Annotated in this window: 13 protein-coding genes; 6 read left to right on the top strand and 7 right to left on the bottom strand. The window is 62.3% G+C overall.

Features of this window, described 5'->3' with window-relative positions:
- Positions 1-14: 14 nt before the first annotated feature.
- Entirely contained in the window at positions 15-3,785 is a 3,771-nt protein-coding gene (metH, locus tag V6765_RS10270) for a methionine synthase (protein WP_448428368.1), read from the bottom strand.
- A 262-nt stretch (positions 3,786-4,047) separates the two neighbouring features.
- Between metH and V6765_RS10265 the strand changes: the two genes are divergently transcribed.
- The 3 genes from V6765_RS10265 to V6765_RS10255 all read left to right on the top strand — a co-directional run bounded on the left by V6765_RS10265 (position 4,048) and on the right by V6765_RS10255 (position 7,547).
- A complete protein-coding gene (locus V6765_RS10265; protein WP_448428366.1) occupies positions 4,048-5,304 on the top strand; it encodes an AGE family epimerase/isomerase in 1,257 nt (418 codons plus the stop codon).
- 99 nt (positions 5,305-5,403) lie between these two features.
- Complete coding sequence (argC, locus tag V6765_RS10260; protein WP_448428364.1) at positions 5,404-6,330, top strand: N-acetyl-gamma-glutamyl-phosphate reductase; 927 nt, start codon at positions 5,404-5,406, stop codon at positions 6,328-6,330.
- A gap of 383 nt (positions 6,331-6,713) precedes the next feature.
- The gene (locus V6765_RS10255; RefSeq protein WP_448428362.1) at positions 6,714-7,547 is read left to right on the top strand and encodes a DODA-type extradiol aromatic ring-opening family dioxygenase; all 834 of its coding nucleotides are present in this window, start codon (positions 6,714-6,716) and stop codon (positions 7,545-7,547) included.
- Between the two features lie 6 nt (positions 7,548-7,553).
- Here the strand turns inward: V6765_RS10255 and V6765_RS10250 are convergent, their stop codons facing one another.
- The gene (locus V6765_RS10250) at positions 7,554-8,642 is read right to left on the bottom strand and encodes a COX15/CtaA family protein (RefSeq protein ID WP_448428360.1); all 1,089 of its coding nucleotides are present in this window, start codon (positions 8,640-8,642) and stop codon (positions 7,554-7,556) included.
- 104 nt (positions 8,643-8,746) lie between these two features.
- Here V6765_RS10250 and V6765_RS10245 point away from each other — a divergent pair, with 104 nt between their 5' ends.
- A complete protein-coding gene (locus tag V6765_RS10245; protein ID WP_448428358.1) occupies positions 8,747-8,962 on the top strand; it encodes a DUF2842 domain-containing protein in 216 nt (71 codons plus the stop codon).
- 94 nt (positions 8,963-9,056) lie between these two features.
- Positions 9,057-9,347: a helix-turn-helix domain-containing protein gene (locus tag V6765_RS10240; protein WP_448428356.1), complete on the top strand. Its 291-nt coding sequence runs from the start codon at positions 9,057-9,059 to the stop codon at positions 9,345-9,347.
- 308 nt (positions 9,348-9,655) lie between these two features.
- On the opposite strand, the gene V6765_RS10235 is transcribed toward V6765_RS10240, so the two are convergent.
- The gene (locus tag V6765_RS10235; protein ID WP_448428354.1) at positions 9,656-10,858 is read right to left on the bottom strand and encodes an acetate/propionate family kinase; all 1,203 of its coding nucleotides are present in this window, start codon (positions 10,856-10,858) and stop codon (positions 9,656-9,658) included.
- Positions 10,859-10,930: 72 nt separating this feature from the next.
- The gene (locus V6765_RS10230; RefSeq protein WP_448428352.1) at positions 10,931-13,330 is read right to left on the bottom strand and encodes a phosphoketolase family protein; all 2,400 of its coding nucleotides are present in this window, start codon (positions 13,328-13,330) and stop codon (positions 10,931-10,933) included.
- A 406-nt stretch (positions 13,331-13,736) separates the two neighbouring features.
- On the opposite strand from V6765_RS10230, the gene trmFO reads away from it, so the two are divergent.
- Entirely contained in the window at positions 13,737-15,137 is a 1,401-nt protein-coding gene (gene trmFO / locus V6765_RS10225; protein WP_448428350.1) for a methylenetetrahydrofolate--tRNA-(uracil(54)-C(5))-methyltransferase (FADH(2)-oxidizing) TrmFO, read from the top strand.
- Positions 15,138-15,155: 18 nt separating this feature from the next.
- On the opposite strand, the gene V6765_RS10220 is transcribed toward trmFO, so the two are convergent.
- The 3 genes from V6765_RS10220 to V6765_RS10210 form a co-directional block, all read right to left on the bottom strand.
- Entirely contained in the window at positions 15,156-15,578 is a 423-nt protein-coding gene (locus V6765_RS10220) for a hypothetical protein (protein WP_448428348.1), read from the bottom strand.
- A gap of 120 nt (positions 15,579-15,698) precedes the next feature.
- Positions 15,699-16,550, bottom strand: coding sequence for a phytoene/squalene synthase family protein (locus V6765_RS10215; RefSeq protein WP_448428346.1), 852 nt, complete (start codon positions 16,548-16,550; stop codon positions 15,699-15,701).
- A gap of 35 nt (positions 16,551-16,585) precedes the next feature.
- Positions 16,586-16,972 carry an Mth938-like domain-containing protein gene (locus V6765_RS10210; protein ID WP_448428343.1) on the bottom strand — a complete coding sequence of 129 codons (387 nt, stop codon included), beginning with the start codon at positions 16,970-16,972 and terminating at the stop codon, positions 16,586-16,588.
- Position 16,973: the final 1 nt, after the last annotated feature.

Raw genomic sequence — 16,973 nt, 5'->3', positions numbered from 1 at the left:
GGATGACGCCGCCCTCAGGCGGCGTCATCCACCGGTTTCGCATCCGCCGGAATATAGTTGAGGATCGGGGAGAGCCAGCGTTCGGTCTCCTCGATGCTCATGCCCTTGCGCTTCGCGTAGTCTTCCACCTGGTCGCGCTCGACCTTGGCGACGCCGAAATAATAGCTGTCGGGATGGCCGATATAGATGCCGGAGACGGAGGAACCGGGCCACATCGCATAGCTTTCCGTCAGCTCCACGCCGGTGGCCTTGGTTGCATCGAGAAGGTTGAAAAGCGTCTTCTTCTCGGTGTGGTCCGGCTGGGCCGGATAACCCGGCGCCGGGCGGATGCCGCCATAGCCTTCGCCAATCAGCTCAGCGTTCGAAAGCGCTTCATCCGGGGCATAACCCCAGTATTCGCGGCGCACCTGCTCATGCATGCATTCCGCGAAGGCCTCGGCAAAGCGGTCGGCGAGCGCCTTGACCATAATCGAGGAATAATCGTCATTGGCGCGCTCGAAGCGCTCGGCGATCGCGATTTCCTCAAAACCAGCCGTAACCACGAAGCCGCCGACATAGTCCTGCTTGCCGCTTGTCTCCGGCGCAACGAAATCGGACATCGCCACATTCGGCCGGTCGCCGCGCTTGGAAAGCTGCTGGCGGAGCGTGAAGAAGGTCGCGAGCTCTTCCGTGCGGTCTTCATCCTTGTAGAGCCGAATGTCGTCGCCAACAGCGTTCGCCGGCCAGAAGCCGATTACGGCGCGCGGGCGGAACCACTTCTCGTCGATGATCTTCTTCAGCATCGCCTGGGCGTCGTCAAACAGTTGACGCGCGGTTTCGCCCTGCTTCTCGTCCTTCAGGATATCGGGATAGCGGCCCTTCAGCTCCCAGGTCTGGAAGAACGGCGTCCAGTCGATATAGCGCGCCAGCGTCTCGAGGTCGTAGTCCTCGAAGGTCTTCGTGCCCAGGAAGGACGGCCGCGTCGGCTCATAGGCGTTCCAGTCGATCTTCACCGCATTGGCGCGGGCGGCCGGCAGCGGCAGCCGGTTCTTCGCGGCCTCGGCCTTGCGGTGGGCATCCGCGACCTTGGCATATTCGGCGCGGATATTCCCGATATAGTTGTCGCGCATCTCCGGCGTCAGCAGCGAGGACACCACGCCCACGGCGCGGCTAGCGTCGGTCACATAGATCGCCTGGCCCTTCTCATAGGCAGGGTGGATCTTCACCGCCGTGTGGACGCGGCTGGTCGTCGCCCCGCCGATCAAGAGCGGAATGTCAAAACCCTGCCGCTCCATCTCGGCGGCGACATGCACCATCTCGTCAAGCGAGGGCGTGATCAGGCCGGATAGCCCGATGATATCGGCCTTGTGCTCCTTGGCGGCGGCGAGGATCTTCTCCGACGGCACCATCACGCCGAGATCGATGATCTCGTAATTGTTGCAGGCGAGGACGACGCCGACGATGTTCTTGCCGATATCGTGCACGTCACCCTTGACGGTCGCCATGATCACCTTGCCGGCGGACTGCCCCTCTTCGCCGCCATTGATGCGTTTTTCCTCTTCCATATAGGGCAGCAGCACGGCCACGCCCTGCTTCATCACGCGCGCGGATTTCACCACCTGCGGCAGGAACATCTTGCCGGCGCCGAACAGGTCGCCGACCACGTTCATGCCTGCCATCAGCGGCCCTTCGATGACGTGCAGCGGGCGCTCGGCGGCCTGTCGGGCTTCCTCGACATCGGCCTCGATATATTCGGTGATGCCGTTGACCAGCGCGTGCTCGAGCCGCTTCTCGACCGGCCATTCGCGCCAGGCGAGGTCCTGCTTGCGCTCCTCGGCCTTGCCCGTGCCGCGGAAGCGCTCCGCGATATCGAGCAACCGCTCGGTCGCGTCGGAACGGCGGTTCAGCACCACGTCCTCGCAGGCCTCGCGCAGTTCCGGGTCGATGGTCTCGTAGACGATCAGCTGGCCGGCATTGACGATGCCCATATCCATGCCCGCCTGGATGGCGTGGTAGAGGAACACGGCATGCATCGCCTGGCGCACCGGCTCGTTGCCGCGGAAGGAGAAGGACAGGTTCGACACGCCGCCGGAAATATGCGCGCCCGGCAGCGTTTCACGGATGGTCTTGGTCGCCTGCAGAAAGTCGACGCCGTAATTGTCATGCTCCTCGATGCCGGTGGCGACGGCAAAGATATTCGGATCGAAAACAATATCTTCCGGCGGAAAGCCAACCTTCTGCGTCAGGATATTGTAGGCCCGCGTGCAGATCTCGACCTTGCGCTCATAGGTGTCCGCCTGGCCCTTCTCGTCAAAGGCCATCACCACGGTCGCCGCGCCATAATCGCGGATCAGCTGGGCCTTCTCGATGAACTGCTCCTCGCCTTCCTTCAGCGAGATCGAGTTCACCAGCGACTTGCCCTGCGCGCATTTCAGCCCGGCCTCGATAATCTCCCATTTGGAGGAATCGATCATCAGCGGCACGCGGGCGATATCCGGTTCGGCGGCGATCAGGTTGAGATACTCGACCATCGCCTTTTGCGAGTCGATCAGGCCCTCATCCATATTGATGTCGATGATCTGCGCGCCGGCCTCCACCTGATCGCGCGCGACATCGAGGGCGGCGGCGTAATCGGCATTGGTGATCAGCTTGCGGAACTTGGCCGAGCCGGTGACATTGGTGCGCTCGCCGACATTGACGAAGGGAATGTCCTTGGTGAGCGTGAACGGCTCGAGCCCCGACAGCGACATCACGGCGCGATGCTCCGGCACTTCGCGCGGGGCAAATGCTGAAACCGTGTCGCGAATCTTCGCGATATGCTCCGGCGTGGAGCCACAACAGCCGCCGATGACGTTCACCAGTCCCTGCTGGGCAAACGGCCGGATCAGCGCGGCCATTTCGTCGGGGTCCTGGTCGTACTGGCCGAACTCATTGGGAAGGCCGGCATTGGGATAGGCGCAGATGAAGGTATCGGCAACGCCGGAGAGTTCCTGCAGGTGCGGCAGCATGGCATCCGCGCCAAGCGCGCAGTTGAGCCCGATCGTGAAAGCGTCGGCATGGGACAGTGAATTCCAGAACGCCGTCGGCGTCTGGCCGGAAAGCGTGCGGCCGGAAAGGTCGGTGATCGTGCCGGAGATCATCAGCGGCAGCGCGATGCCCTTTTCGCGGAAGGCCTGGCGCGCGGCGAACACGGCGGCCTTGGCGTTCAACGTATCGAAGATCGTCTCGATCAGGATCAGGTCGGAACCGCCATCGATCAATCCGTTGATCTGCTCGCGATAGGCATCGCGCAATTGGTCAAAGGAAACAGCGCGATAGCCGGGGTTGTTCACGTCCGGCGATATCGAGGCCGTGCGGTTGGTCGGGCCGACGGCGCCGGCCACGAAGCGGCGGCGGCCATCCTCCTTCTCAGCCCGGATCGCGGCACGGCGGGCCACCCGCGCGCCGTCCCGGTTCAGATCATAGACAATGTTCTCCATCTGGTAATCGGCCTGGGCGATCCGCGTGCCGGAAAACGTGTTGGTCTCGATAATGTCGGCCCCGGCCATGGCATAGGCGAAGTGGATATCCTCCACCGCCTTGGGCTGGGACAGGATCAGGAGATCGTTATTGCCCTTCTGGTGGCAGGCGCAGCCGATGAAACGGTCGCCGCGGAAATGATCCTCGTCGAAGCCGAGCCCCTGGATCTGCGTGCCCATGGCGCCGTCGAGAACCAGAATGCGCTCGCGCGCGGCCTTTTCCAGCGCTGCCCGGATTTCCTTGCCGTCGCGTTTGGGCGCTTCTTCCCCGAACAGGTCGTCAAACATCACTTATCTCCAGAATTTGAAGCTGCCAGATCACATAAAGATATCTTTATGTCAATATATAGCGGCTGAATTCGAGCCTTTCAGCGCGCGCCGCAGCTGTCACCTATGTGCTTCATTGTTTGCGCATGATCAAGGACGATGCAAATCAGAATTGTGATGATGGCCTGAGCGCGATATACCTTAATCAATCGACCCACGCCGCATTTCCCGGCGCATCCGCATAGCATGGCCGGCTCCGGCCGCACAAATTGGAGGATTTGCCATGAAGCCGAAGATCAACACGCTGGTTGCACCGCCACGCTGGATCAAGAGGCCCTATCACCGCGAATGGCTGATGCAGCAGGCAAACAACCTCTTCGATTATTTTCAGTATCGCTCCATCAATCCGAAGGGCGGCTTCTACGAATTCGACAAGCACGGCCGCCCGACCGGCGGCGATAATCCGGTGCGCGGCATCCACACCACCACGCGCATGGTCCACTGCATGGCGATCGGCCACCTTCTGGGACGCCCCGGCTGCGACGACCTGATGGACCACGGCATGAACTATCTGTGGGAGCATCATCGCGACAAGAAGAATGGCGGCTATTTCTGGCAGGTCGACAATGACGGCCCGTGCGGCGAGCCGACAAAACAGGCCTACGGCCACGCCTTCGTGCTGCTCGCCGCCTCCTCCGCCAAATTCGCCGGTCATCCGCTGGCCGATGCGATGATCGCGGACGTGACCGAGGTGATCACCACCCGCTTCTGGGAAGAACAGCATGGCGCGGTCGCCGAGGAGTTCGAGACCGACTGGACGCCGGTGCCCGGCTATCGCGGCCAGAACTGCAACATGCACATGACCGAGGCGCTGATGGAAGCCTATGAGGTGACGGGCGACGTCGAATACCTCACCAAGGCCAAGCGCATCGCCGAACTGGTCATAAAAAAGCATGCGGTCGCGTGTGAATATCGCGTCGCCGAACATTTCACCGAGGACTGGAAGGTCGATTACAATTATTCCGGCAACGAGATGTTCCGCCCCTCCGGCACCACGCCCGGCCACTGGCTGGAATGGACCCGGCTTCTGCTCCAGCTTTACACGCTCACCGGCCGCTCACATGAATGGATGCCGAAGGCGGCGCGCGAACTGTTCGTCTCCGCCTTCAAGTTCGGCTGGGATTTCGAAAAACGCGGCATGTTCTACACGCTCGACTGGAACAACCAGCCGAAGAACCGGGCCAAGCTGTGGTGGCCGCATGCAGAAGGCATCGGCGCCACCCACTTCCTCACCGCTCATTTCGGCGAGGACATGCACATGTATGCCTATCGCAAGCAGTGGAGCTTCATCGCCAACCACCTGCTCGACCACGAAAACGGCGGCTGGCATGAGGAATTGTCCGAAGACCTGGTGCCGCAGGCCACGCTGTTTCCCGGCAAGAGCGATATCTATCATGCCCTTCAGGCCTGCCTGATTCCGCTCTACCCCGCCGTCGGCAGCCTGCCGGAGATGATCTTCCGCGACGTCAAGCAGCCCTGATATCGTCATCCGGATTGAACGATTGCGGGACAGAATGATTGCGGGTCTGCCCGGCCCGCTCTATATAACGCCGCATAAATCCCATCGAAGGACGAGACCATGGCAGCGAAAATCTTCATCGACGGCGAACACGGAACCACCGGCCTGCAGATCCGCAGCCGCATGGAAAGCCGCCGCGATGTCGAAATGCTGTCGATCCCGCATGAGGAACGGCGCAACGCCGCCATGCGCGAGGACATGCTGAACAGCGCCGATATCGCGATCCTGTGCCTGCCGGACGACGCCTCGCGGGAGGCCGTCGCCATGCTTTCTGGTAACAACAAGGTGCGCGTCATCGACACCTCCACCGCCTATCGCACCGATCCCGACTGGGCCTATGGCTTCGCCGAGATGGACAAGGCGCAGGCCGAGCGCATCCGCGCCGCCCGCCATGTGGCAAACCCCGGCTGCTACCCGACCGGCGCGATCGGCCTGATCCGGCCGCTGAGGGCCGCCGGCACTCTGCCCGACAGCTACCCGGTCACGATCAACGCGGTCTCCGGCTACACCGGCGGCGGCAAGAACATGATCGCCCAGATGGAGGATGCGAGCCGGGACGACCATATCGACGCGCCGTATTTCCTCTACGGGCTCAACCTCAAGCACAAGCACGTGCCGGAGATGACGACCCACGGCCTGCTGGCCCGCCCGCCGATCTTCTCACCCTCCGTCGGCCGCTTTGCCCAGGGCATGCTGGTGCAGGTGCCGCTTTATCTGGAAGACCTTGAAGGCAGCCAGACTGTCGAGACCATCCACGCGACGCTTGCCGAATACTATGCCGGCCAGGACATCGTTCAGGTGATGCCGCTCGACAAGAGTGGCGCGCTTGCACGCGTCAACGCCGAGGAACTTGCCGGCCAAGACATCATGAAGCTCTATGTCTTCGGCAGCAGCGACCACGTCAATCTGGTGGCCCAGCTCGACAATCTCGGCAAGGGCGCCTCGGGTGCTGCAGTGCAGAACATGGATCTGATGCTCTCGGCGTGAGGTTGCAGGGCACTCGAATCCGGCAGTGGATGCAGCCGCATTCTGCCTTTCCACGTCTCCGAATCTCTCAGGCAACAATCTCCCCCCTTGAGGGGGAGATGCCCCGACAGGGGCAGAGAGGGGTGAACCCTCTCGGCAAATTCGGAGCTTGCGGCTTATAGGGCTTGCGCCCTTTACCCCTCTCTGTCGCTTTCGCGACATCTCCCCCTCAAGGGGGGAGATTATGGCTGCGAGGCCCTCGGCAAAAACAACGTCCTCAAAAACTGAAGCGTCGTCGCAACAATCCCCCCAATATCGTGAACGCTCCGTCGACCGGATCGGCCATCGCCGCCGGTGCTCTGCCTCGCTATATTGTATTTAAGCAACCAACGAGGTTTCCGGCCGTGTCAGACGAAACGCGCTTTCCCGTCCTGTTCATCCCCCATGGTGGCGGTCCGTGGCCGTTCATGTACGACACCGAGGGCCGGCTTCCCGATGACGATCCGTGGAAGGAACTCGAGATTTTCCTGAAGGGGCTCGACGCCGCGATCGGCCGACGTCCGAAGGCGGTTCTGGTGGTTTCCGCACACTGGGAAAAGGTCGACAGGCTCACGGTCTCGACGGCCGCAAAGCCGCCGATGCTGTTCGACTATTACGGCTTTCCGCCCCACACATACCAGCTTGACTACCTCGCCCCCGGCGCGCCTTTCATCGCCGAGCACGTCCGCGACGTGCTGCGCGAGGCCGGCATCGAGACAGCGGCGGATTCCGAACGCGGCTTCGATCACGGCGTATTCATCCCGTTCATGATGATCTATCCGCATGCCGATGTGCCGATCATCATGATGTCGCTCGATCCGGACCTTTCCGCCGAAACCCACTTCCGGATCGGACAGGCTCTGGAAGGGCTGCGGGACGAGGATATTTTGATCGTCGGCTCGGGCCTGTCCTACCACAACATGCGCATGTTCCGCCGCCGGGATGGCGACCACGAACAGGCCGCCGCCCGTTTCGACGACTGGCTGACGGAGGCCGTGGCGATCGAGAACCCGGTAGAGCGGGCGCAGAAGCTGGCGGAGTGGAAAGACAATCCCGATGCGCTCGCCGCCCACGTACCCGACCACGACCATCTGGTGCCGGTGTTCGCCGCGGCGGGCGCGGCTGGTCCCGATGCCGGCGAACGCATCTTTCGCGGCGAATATCTCGGCAAGCCCTATTCGGCCTACCGCTTCGGCTAATGCTGCCTACGCCAGTTCGAAGCGTGGCGCGCTATAGCCCCGCAGATGGGCGGTGACGATGATCAGCACGATGATCGCCATCGCCTGATGCGTGAGCGCGATCGGCAGCGGCATCATCGTCACCAGCGTGATGATGCCGATCACGGCCTGGATTACTATGGCTCCAAGCAGGATCAGCGCGCCGCGGGCATGCTGGGAGAGTTCCAGATCAAGCCCGCGCGCAACGGCGCTGCGCCATTCGATGACGAAATGCGCAAGCGCCAGAAGCAGCAGCACATATCCGCCACAGCGGTGGGCGAACTGCACCGTCTTGGGATTTTCGAAGAAATTGATCCAGCCCGGCTCATGCAACAGCAAACCGCCCGGCACCACCGCGCCATCCATCAGCGGCCAGGTATTATAGGCCATACCGGCATCAAGGCCGGCCACCAGCGCGCCGAGATAGAGCTGCACGAAGGTCGCGACCAGCAGGATCACCGCAAGCCAGTGCGCGCCGCCGACATGCTCATGCTTGCGCGGGGTAAGCCCGCGGCCGATATAGACGCATGAGGCGATGATCAGACAGGCCATGATCAGGTGCACCGCGAGCCGGTACTGGCTGACGTCTGTGCGCTCCGACAGGCCGGACGACACCATCCACCAGCCGATGAAACCCTGAAGCCCGCCAAGCGCCAGAACGCCGACCAACGGCAGCCCCAGCCCCTTGGGCAGACGGCCGGTGATCCAGAACAAAAACAGCGGCACGGCGAAGATCAGTCCCACCGTGCGCGCCAGCAGTCGGTGCGCCCATTCCCACCAGAACAGGCCCTGGAACTCGGCGAGCGACATGCCCTTGTTCAGGAGCTGATATTCCGGGATGCGCTTGTAGAGCTCGAACTCTTCCTGCCACTGAGCCAGATTGAGCGGCGGAATGACGCCATGCAGCGGTTTCCACTCCGTGATCGAAAGCCCGGAATGGGTAAGCCGCGTCGCGCCGCCGACAATCACCAGACAGAACAGCACCAGCACCACGAAATACAGCCACCCCCGCACCATGGCGGCATTGAACCGCAGTTCGTCTGCGCTCCACGTGATGTTTTTACCAAACGCCATCATTCCTGCTCCGCTCGCTTTGCCATTTGCGCCGATCTGGCTTACGGACTTCACACCTGCCGCTCAACGGCATAATCTCGAACACCCATAAGGAGGGTATCGCAGCCGTGCCAGTCAGATTGCGCAAATTCATCGGGACGATCGCAATCGTCACCCTCGTCATCGTCTATGCACTGACTGCCACCATGCTGGCAACCGTCGTGCTCGACGGCCGCTCCGCCGGCGCGGCCCTGATCTATTTCATCCTCACCGGACTTCTGTGGATCATCCCGGCGATGTTCATCATCAAATGGATGGCTGGCCCGCCGGCAAACCGCAAATGAACGCCGCGATAATTATTGCGGATTGCGCGGAACCGCCGAAGATTTGGCACATTGGACATGGTAAGAGAAGATTTGAACTTCACGGAAGGCTTCGATGACGACACCCCACCAAATCCGCGCCGCCCGCGCACTCCTCGGCCTCTCGCACGATCAGGCCGCCGCCATGACCGGCATTGACCGCGACCTTTTGTTGCAGGCGGAAGACGACGCGGCCGAGCGCGATCTCGCCATCGCCGACAAACTGGAAAAGGCCTTCGAGACACAAGGCGTGGTCTTCATCGAGGATGGCGAGGGCGGCTTCGGCCCCGGCGTCCGGCTCAAGCAGCAGATCGGCAAGTGCGGCAGTATTCGGCCGGAGAACTTGAATTCCGCCAACGACGGGTGACAGCGCACGGGCAACAGGGCTCAAGCCCTGTCGCCAAGTAGCCTCCAGCGGGCGGCTTCTGACGTCATAAAGAGGAAGGCGTCCGCCAGCGCCCTCGGCGTGTCGACAAGCCTGTCCCCACGCTCCGCGTCATCCTCGGGCTCGACCCGAGGATCCAGGAAAATACGACGGGCGCCTGCGAAAGAATATTTCTGATCAATGGCTTAAGCCGCCTGGATGCTCGGATCAAGTCCGAGCATGACCCTTGTGGGAAGGCTGTTGAAGACAACAAGCTGCGCGTCACCGTCTATGTCGGCACGCAACGACAATCACGCCGCCGCGTCGCCGTGCTCCCCTTCCCCGATCACCTTCGCGGTCTGCTTGGCCAGAACCACTTCCTCGTCGGTCGGAATGATCCGCACCTCTATCCGGCTTTCGGGGGCGGAGATGATGGCGGCGTTGGCCTGGTTGGCCTCCTCGTCGAGGGTCACCCCGATCCAGGCAAGCCGGTCGCAGATCATCTTGCGCATGACTGCGGAATTCTCGCCGATGCCGGCGGTGAACACCAGTGCGTCCATGCCCTCCATGCTGGCCGCCATCGACGCGATTTCGCGGGTGGCGGAAAACACGTAGAGCGCGATCGCCTGGGCCGCATGCGGCTCGTCGCTTGAAAGCAGGTCGCGCAGGTCCGGCGAAATGCCGGAGACGCCAAGAAGACCGGAATCATAATAGAGCATATGCTTGAGATCGGCGGGGGAAAGCCCCTCGGTCTCGATCAGCGCCAGCACAAGGCCTGGGTCCACCGTGCCGGAGCGCGTGCCCATCATAAGCCCGCCAAGCGGCGTCATCCCCATCGTGGTGTCGACGGCCTTGCCGTTGCGCATGGCGCAGAGGCTGGAGCCGTTTCCGAGATGCGCCACCACGCTACGCTTGCGCGCCAGATAGTCGGAAATCTGGTGAAGTCGCTCCGCGATATAGGTGTAGGACAGCCCGTGAAAGCCGAAGCGGCGATAGCCCTTGTCGCCATAGCGGCGGGGGATCGGATAGCGCGCGGCGCGCTCGTCGATATTGACGTGAAAGGCGGTGTCGAAACAGGCGACCTGCGGCAGGTCGGGCCGGATCTTGCGAAACAGCTTGACCGAGGCGAGATTAGCCGGCTGGTGCAGCGGTCCCATCGGCACCAGCGTTTCCAGATAGTCGAGCACGGCATCGTCCAGCAGCACCGGCGCCGAAAACCGCTCGCCGCCATGCAGCACGCGATGACCGACGGCGCGCAGCGGGTTGTTGACGGTATAGGGGGAAATGATCTCGAAGATGCGCGAGAGCATGTCTTCGCGCATATTGTCTTCCAGTTCCAGGTCGAGATCGGCGATTTCCTTGCCGCTCGCCTCCTTGACCGTCAGATGCGGAGTGGCGTTGAGCCCGTCGAACTGGCCGCGCAGGATCAGAGAAAACTGCTCGCCATGCACTTCGTAAAGACGGAATTTCAGGCTGGAGGAACCGGCGTTCAGCGCCAGAATGCTGCCGTTCATATTGACTTTCCATAATGTGCCGCACACCGCCGCCCGTTCCGGCGGCGGCATGCGTGTTGTCTGGTCCCCGGATCAGCCCCTGGGATAGGGCCATTTCCAGTCGGCGATCTCCGGCATGTCCTCGCCATGCTCACGCACATAATCGTGGTGCTTGGCGCGCATGTCGTTCAGGTAGTTGATCGCCGCGGCGCCCCGTTCGCCGAACCCGCCGGCCCGCTCGATCGCATCGATGGCCAGATGGTAGCGGTCGAGGCGGTTGAGGACAACCATGTCGAACGGCGTCGTCGTGGTCCCCTCTTCCACATAACCGCGCACATGGATGTTGTTGTGGTTGTGGCGGCGATAGGCGAGCCGATGGATCAGCCACGGATAGCCGTGATAGGCGAAGATCACCGGCTTGTTCTCGGTGAAGATCGCGTCGAAATCGGCATCGCGCAATCCGTGCGGATGCTCTTCCTTCGGCTGTAGTGCCATCAGGTCGACGACGTTGACCACCTTGACCTTCATTTCCGGCAGCTTCTGGCGCAGAAGGTCAACGGCGGCCATCATTTCCAGGGTCGGCACGTCGCCGGCGGCGGCCATCACCACATCGGGCTCCTCGCCTTCAGGTACATTGCTCGCCCAGCGCCATTCGCCAAGACCGGCCTCGCAATGCACGATCGCTTCCTCGATCGACAGCCATTGCGGGCTCGGCTGCTTGCCCGCGACCACCACGTTGACGCGGTTATAGGTGCGCAGGATGTGGTCGCCGACCCACAGCAGCGTGTTGGCGTCCGGCGGGAAATAGGTGCGCACCACATCCGCCTTCTTGTTGACGACATGGTCGACGAAGCCCGGGTCCTGATGGCTGAAGCCGTTATGGTCCTGACGCCAGACATGCGAGGTCAGGAGATAGTTCAGCGACGAGATCGGCTTGCGCCATTCCATCGTCCGCGTGGTCTTCAGCCATTTGGCGTGCTGGTTGAACATCGAATCGATGATGTGGATGAAGGCCTCGTAGCACGAGAACAGGCCGTGACGCCCGGTCAGCAGGTAACCTTCCAGCCAGCCCTGGCACAGATGCTCGCTCAGCACTTCCATGACCCGGCCATCGCGGGCGATGCCCTCGTCATATTCGAGGATATCGGCCATCCACACACGGTCGGTCGTGGTGAACACGTCCTGAAGCCGGTTCGAAGCGGTTTCGTCCGGGCCCATCAGGCGGAAATTGCGCTCGTCCTTGTTGAGCTTCATGACCTCCGCAAGCAGCATGCCGAGATGCTTGGTCGCCGAGGCCATCACCTCGCCGGGCTGCTTCACATCAATGGCGAGCGCCCGGAAGTCGGGCATGTTCAGCTCCTTGCGCAACAGGCCGCCATTGGTATGCGGGTTGGCGCTCATCCGGCGGTTGCCTTCCGGCGCGAGCGCCTTCAGTTCCGGCACGAGCCGGCCGTTTTCGTCAAACAGCGTCTCCGGCGCATAACTGCGCATCCATTCTTCCAGTTCCGCGCGATGCTCGCCGTTCTTGCGCGCCTCGGCGATCGGCACCTGATGGGCGCGCCAGAAATCCTCGACCTTCTTGTTGTCCACGAATTTCGGCCCGGTCCAGCCCTTGGGGCTGCGCAGGATGATCATCGGCCAGCGCGGCATCTCGTAGATCGTGCCGTCGGCCCGCGCCGTTTCTTGGATTTCGCGGATGCGGGCGTAGCAATCCTCCATGACCTCGGCCATGCGCTGATGCATATATTCCGGATCGTCGCCCTCGACATAGAAAGGCTCGTAGCCATAGCCGGTGAAAAGATCGGTCAGGTCCGACTTCTTCATGCGCGCGAGCACGGTCGGATTGGCGATCTTGTAGCCGTTCAGATGCAGGATCGGCAGCACCGCGCCGTCAACGATCGGGTTCAGGAACTTGTTCGAATGCCACGAAGCGGCAAGCGGACCGGTCTCGGCCTCGCCATCGCCGACGACGCAGGCGACGATCAGGTCGGGGTTATCATAAGCCGCGCCGAAGGCATGGACCAGCGCGTAGCCGAGCTCGCCGCCCTCATGGATCGATCCGGGCGTTTCCGGCGCCACATGGCTCGGGATGCCGCCGGGGAACGAGAACTGCTTGAACAGTTTCTGCATCCCTTTCTCGTCCTCGGTGACCTCCGGATAGATTTCCGTGTAGGTGCCGTCGAGATAGGCATTGGCGACAAGGCCGGGGCCGCCATGGCCGGGGCCGGCGATATAGATCATGTCCGCATCATGTTCCTTGATGATGCGATTGAGATGAACGTAAATGAAGTTGAGGCCGGGCGTCGTGCCCCAGTGACCGAGCAGGCGCGGCTTCACATGTTCGGCTGCAAGCGGCGCCTTCAGCAGGGGATTGTCCATCAGATAAATCTGACCGACCGACAGGTAGTTGGCCGCCTGCCAGTATCTGTTCATCAGATCGAGCTCGTCCTGCCCGAGAATATTCCGAGTGGCATCAGGCGTAATCTGTTCCATGTCGATTTCCCCTTTCAAGTGGAAGGTCATTCTGAACCGCTATCGGTATCCCGCAACCTCGCCGCCCGCGACATGATATAAGTCAAGTTTTTCTCGCACTGCGGCAAAGCTTTTTAGATCGGATAGCCCGTCAGGCTTGACGCCGCCTTGCGCCGGCAGCCGAAATCCGTCGGGCATTGCTTCCCTTCCAATAGTTTGACAATTGCAAAGCGCCTTTCAACAGCCTACCTCATAAAAGATGTCGCGTGTTTGACGGGGGACAAGAATTTTCCGCCCGGCGCTTCCGGCGATTTCTGCCCGCCGGACCTCGACGGCGACGGCGGCATCTGGCATGTGCAAGGGCATTCGAAGCCGCGCCACGGCGCGCGCCCTGACGGCCCGAAATAGCAAAACGATTGAGGCACAGATGTCCGAGCACAAACCCATTCATGTCATCGGCGGCGGCCTTGCCGGTTCCGAGGCCGCCTGGCAGATCGCCAATGCCGGCATCCCGGTCATCCTGCACGAAATGCGCGGCGTGCGCGAGACCGCCGCCCACAAGACCGACGGGCTTGCCGAACTGGTCTGCTCCAATTCCTTCCGCTCCGACGACGCCACCAGTAATGCCGTGGGCGTGATACATGCGGAAATGCGCCTTGCCGGATCGCTGGTCATGGCCTCGGCGGATACCCACCAGGTGCCGGCCGGCGGCGCGCTGGCGGTCGATCGCGACGGCTTTTCCGCCGCCGTGACCGCGATGCTGACCGACCATCCGCTGGTCACTATCGTGCGCGAGGAGATTGCGGCCTTGCCGCCGGAAGAGTGGGACCAGGCGATCATCGCCACCGGGCCGCTGACCGCGCCGGCGCTCGCCGAAGCCATTCAGGAAAGAACCGGCAGCGAGGCTTTGGCCTTCTTCGACGCGATTGCCCCGATCGTCTATCGCGACACGATCGACATGGATATCTGCTGGTTCCAGTCGCGCTACGACAAGATCGGTCCCGGCGGCACGGGCAAGGACTATATCAACTGCCCGATGGACGAGGCGCAGTACAATGCCTTCATCGACGCGCTGATCGCCGGCGACAAGACCGATTTCCGCGAATGGGAGGGCACGCCCTATTTCGACGGCTGCCTGCCGATCGAGGTGATGGCCGAGCGCGGCCGCGAGACCCTGCGCCACGGGCCGATGAAGCCGATGGGCCTCACCAATGCCCATAACCCCAGTGTCAAGCCCTACGCCGTCGTCCAGCTTCGCCAGGACAATGCGCTCGGCACGCTCTACAACATGGTCGGCTTCCAGACCAAGCTGCGCTATGGCGCGCAGAAAGAGGTGCTGCAGATGATCCCCGGCCTGGCGGAGGCCGAATTCGCGCGGCTCGGCGGCCTCCACCGCAACACCTATCTGAATTCGCCGGTGCTGCTCGACGGCACGCTGGTGCTGAAGGGCCGGCCGGGCCTGCGTTTTGCCGGCCAGATCACCGGCTGCGAGGGCTATGTTGAAAGCGCCGGCATCGGCCTTCTCGCCGGCCGTTTCGCCGCCGCCGAGCGGCTTGGCAGAACGCCGGTCGTCCCGCCGCCGGAAACCGCGCTTGGCGCGCTGCTCGGCCATGTCACCGGCGGGCATCTCGCCCATCAGGAGGAAGGCGGCAAGCGCTCGTTCCAGCCGATGAACGTCAATTTCGGCCTGTTTCCGGAACTCGAACCCGGCGCGCTGATCGATCCCGAGACCGGCAAGAAGCCGCGCGGCAAGGCGAAATCCAGCGTCAAGAAGCAGCTCATGGCAACGCGCGCACTCACTGCCTGCAAGGTGTGGCTTGAGAGCTGAGAGGCAGCCTGCCAGGTCTCAGCGGGCGTTGAGCATCCAAGTGGAAACGTCGGCGGCATCCTGTTCGGTCTGGAACAGGTAATTGCCGCTGAAAAAATCCGCCTCGGGATAATCCACCTGAAGGCCGTTCGCCTCCGGCAGCGCCCTGAGACGATATTCGCTCTGCACCACGATGATCGCCTGGCCCTTGCCGCGCCTTGAGCGGTATATGCCGACCTTGCCATCGGCGAGCCGCAGGAAGAAGGTTTCCATCTCCTTGTCGCCGATCACGGCGGCAACCTTTTCATCGGGATAGCTGCGCCGGAACTCGCTCGCGGCCCACTTATAGGTCTCGTCGACCGAAACGTCCGACGCGGTGGGCTGGCTCTTGGGACGGAGCAGGAAATAATAGGCTGCGACGACGGCTGCAATGGCGATTGCGACCCATATCCAAGTTTCCATGCGCCCATTTCCTCTGCTGCTGCATCACGCGCGCCCTGCCCTCCGGACGGAAATGCTGGATGGTTGAAAGCCTGTGCCCGGAACCGGCAGGAGAACCCAAGGTCGACGCTTCTATATAAATCAAAACTTACGAAACAGCAAAGAGCGCATCATTGCGAACTGCCTCTTCCACTGTGGCGGCTGGATTGAAATATCGAGCACAGTTTCACCCAAACGTTCCGCCTTTACAAGAATGTTCTTGCAGTTCGCCATGGGCAGATAGGCCGGCGCGATTTCCCTTGCGACGGGCCCCTCCGCGTCGAACTTCTCCAGATGGGAGCGACCGAACCCGGCAAAGGCGCGGATCGCGTTGCCCACCCGGTCGCGGTCGCTGGCGATCAGGAATGATTCGCGGTCGAGCCCGGTCGCCGACAGGATTTCGGTCGGAATGAAGACCTGGCCGTTGGCGCGATGCCGGCTCATCAGGAGCAGCGAACCCGCCACCGCCTGCGCCACGCCGGCATGGCCGGCCGCGGTGGACGAAGCGGCGGCCTTTTCGCTGTCGAGCACCAGGCTAGCAAGCTGGATCAGGGCGGAGGCGGTTTCGCCGGCATAGCCCTCGAAATCTGAAAGACTGCCCATCGGATCGTCATAGAGATCGAATATCCGCGCCTCGCTCATGCCGATCAGCGGCGCGGCCGGCAGGCGGTATGCCTCAAGCGTCTGCAGCAGCCGGGCGGCCAGCGGGTTGCGCTGGCTCTCGCCATGACCGCTGCCCTCCAGCAGATCGCGCCAGTATTGCAGGCGCACCTCGCCCGGCAGCGGCTCGCTGATCCGCTCGCGCACGCGCGCCAGTTCGGCATTGAACAGATAGAGCGCCGTCAGCGCCGGCCGGTGTTCCGCCGGCGAAAGCAGCACCGCGAGATAGCGATCGCGATCGGCCTCGCGAAGCTCGGCGAGCAGCGGATCCGGCCCTTGTTTTGCTTCGGCCAATGGTTTCTCCGGTATCAAGGCGAGGTCGCTTGGAACTATACCGCGATCAGCGCCGCGGCCACCGCGCGGGATTCCTCCAGCAGGATATTGTAGGTGCGCACCGCCGCACCCGTATTCATCGGGTCGGCGACAATGCCGCGCGCCTTCAGCGCCTCCTTCAACGGACGCGGGAGCAGCGAAAGGTCGAGGCCCGTGCCGACCAGCAGAACCTCTATTCCGTCCGCCTCGGCCAGCACCCGCTCGAACGTCTCCACCGCCATCTCCTGCGGCGAGGTCACATCCCAGCCGTGGATGCCGGATGGCAGGCACAGAAGCGAGCCGCGATGCGACATGTCGGCAAAGCGGAAGCCGCCATTGCCGTAAGTGTCGATCGGCGCGCGACCGGGAAAATGCGCCTCGCGTATTTCGATGCCGCGCGCCATA

This window comes from Martelella sp. FOR1707 (genome assembly GCF_053484265.1).
The sequence above is the reverse complement of the archived record's forward strand: the minus strand, read 5'-3'. Positions and strand labels throughout refer to the sequence as shown.

Bases quoted from the DNA above. Each gene is read 5' to 3' on its own strand.
- argC (WP_448428364.1), top strand. From the start codon at position 5,404: ATGGCAGCGAAAATCTTCATCGACGGCGAACACGGAACCACCGGCCTG.
- V6765_RS10230 (WP_448428352.1), bottom strand. From the start codon at position 13,330: ATGGAACAGATTACGCCTGATGCCACTCGGAATATTCTCGGGCAGGAC.
- V6765_RS10250 (WP_448428360.1), bottom strand. From the start codon at position 8,642: ATGATGGCGTTTGGTAAAAACATCACGTGGAGCGCAGACGAACTGCGG.
- V6765_RS10240 (WP_448428356.1), top strand. From the start codon at position 9,057: ATGACGACACCCCACCAAATCCGCGCCGCCCGCGCACTCCTCGGCCTC.
- V6765_RS10265 (WP_448428366.1), top strand. From the start codon at position 4,048: ATGAAGCCGAAGATCAACACGCTGGTTGCACCGCCACGCTGGATCAAG.
- V6765_RS10220 (WP_448428348.1), bottom strand. From the start codon at position 15,578: ATGGAAACTTGGATATGGGTCGCAATCGCCATTGCAGCCGTCGTCGCA.
- V6765_RS10210 (WP_448428343.1), bottom strand. From the start codon at position 16,972: ATGGCGCGCGGCATCGAAATACGCGAGGCGCATTTTCCCGGTCGCGCG.
- V6765_RS10235 (WP_448428354.1), bottom strand. From the start codon at position 10,858: ATGAACGGCAGCATTCTGGCGCTGAACGCCGGTTCCTCCAGCCTGAAA.
- metH (WP_448428368.1), bottom strand. From the start codon at position 3,785: ATGTTTGACGACCTGTTCGGGGAAGAAGCGCCCAAACGCGACGGCAAG.
- trmFO (WP_448428350.1), top strand. From the start codon at position 13,737: ATGTCCGAGCACAAACCCATTCATGTCATCGGCGGCGGCCTTGCCGGT.